This is a genomic window from Streptomyces sp. NPDC002868 (genome assembly GCF_055563295.1).
Window position 1 is genome coordinate 1 of sequence record NZ_JBVHDR010000089.1, and the last position, 1,577, is coordinate 1,577.

Here is a 1,577-nt window from a genome sequence, read left to right on the forward strand (position 1 = left end):
CTGTCGCGTCGGGTGGGCGCCGGGTTCCACGGCTCCGGCGTGCGGTTTCTGGTCGTAGGGGTGGGTTGTCGCTGCTGGTCAGCCGGGGTTCGGGAGGGCCTGCAGTCGTTCGATCGCGTCGGTGATCACGTTGGTCCAAGGCCAGTGCGTCGCGAATTTCAGGTGCCGGCGGCGGGCTGTGGTGACGAGCTGGGCGGCGGCGGAGAACAGACGGATCCGCAGGCGGCGGGGCTCCCAGAGCCGGGCCCGGCCGGTCAGGGCCAGCATCGGCATCCACGCGAGCAGGTCCAGGGCGAGCTGGACGATCTCCAGCCAGATCTGGTTCTGCGCAGTGTCGTGGAGGGGCAGGTTGCGCAGGCCGGTGGCACGGGCTCCTCGAATGCGGTCCTCGGCTCTTGCCCGCTGGCGGTGGCGCAGTTCGAGGGCGGCGATCGCCGCGTGGGTGGTGTTGGTGGCGAAGCAGGTCAGCCGCAGTCCGTCGGCGTCCGTGAAACGCAACTGGGCGCCGGGGTGCGGGCGTTCTTTGCGGACGATCAGCCGCATTCCCTTCGGCCAGCCCTTGAGTACGTCGCCGTCGAGCTCGGCGACCCAAGCGCCGTCACGGATCTCTCCGCCGGGTTCGGTGGCCGCCGTCCAGGCCGAGCCGGGAACCTTCAGGACGGCGTGGTGGATCTGCTCGGTGATGGTCATGCCGACCGAGTACGACAGCCACCGGCCGCGTCTGGCCAGCCAGGCCACGAACTCGTGGGTGCCGCCGCCGGAATCGGTCCGGATCAGTGTCTGCCGCCCGCGCCGGTACTTCTTCGGCAGCTGGGCCAGGGCGAGTTGGGCCGTGGTGATGTGGTCGACGGCGGTGTTGCTGCCCGCGTTGCCGGGCCGCAGCAGAGCGGCGACCGGCTCCCCGCTGCCGCCTCGGCCGTGGTCGACGAAGGCCATCAGCGGGTGGTGCCCGAACGTCTTCTTCCAGGTCGCGGCGGCGTCCTGCTTCTCGGAGTGGGCCAGCACGAGCACCCCGTCGATGTCCACGATCACCTGCCCGCCCGCGTCCGGGCCCGCATGGCCGGCCAACTTCCAGACGTGTTCGCGGACATGAGCCCGTGCGGTGCGGATCGCCGCCAGGGCCTTCGGCCCGGCCGAGGCGAGGACATCGATGAGGCGGGAGACGGTGGGATCGGAGGCCACTGGACCGAACACGGCCGGCTCGGCCCGCAGCATGCCCACATCGGCCAGACAGTCCCCGCCGAGCGCAACCGCCAGGACCACATCCAGCAGGATCTTCCCCGGATCATGCACCGCCCGCGACTTGCACCACGGCGCCAGAGCCGCCGATATCGCCTGGTCCAGCCCGGTCTTACGGACCGTCTCCACCAGCAGGACGCCTCCCGCCTGCGAGACCACCGCCCGGCCACCACCCTCGACACAGACACGCGGGTAGGACCCGATACGCTTCTTCACCTGGGAAGTGCCTCCGGCGGTGGCAGGAACAAGGACCTCGACAATCCTCATTCTTGCTGGTCAGAGGCGCTTTTCGTTTGTCTGACCACCCGTCGGACACCACGCTTCATGAAAGCGCGAGG

Annotated in this window: 1 protein-coding gene; it reads right to left on the reverse strand. The window is 69.8% G+C overall.

Going from position 1 to position 1,577, the window contains the following annotated elements; all coding sequences use genetic code 11:
* Nucleotides 1-78: 78 nt before the first annotated feature.
* Complete coding sequence (locus tag ACZ3H8_RS40825) at nucleotides 79-1,455, reverse strand: IS1380 family transposase (RefSeq protein WP_467410451.1); 1,377 nt, start codon at nucleotides 1,453-1,455, stop codon at nucleotides 79-81.
* Nucleotides 1,456-1,577 lie beyond the last annotated feature (122 nt).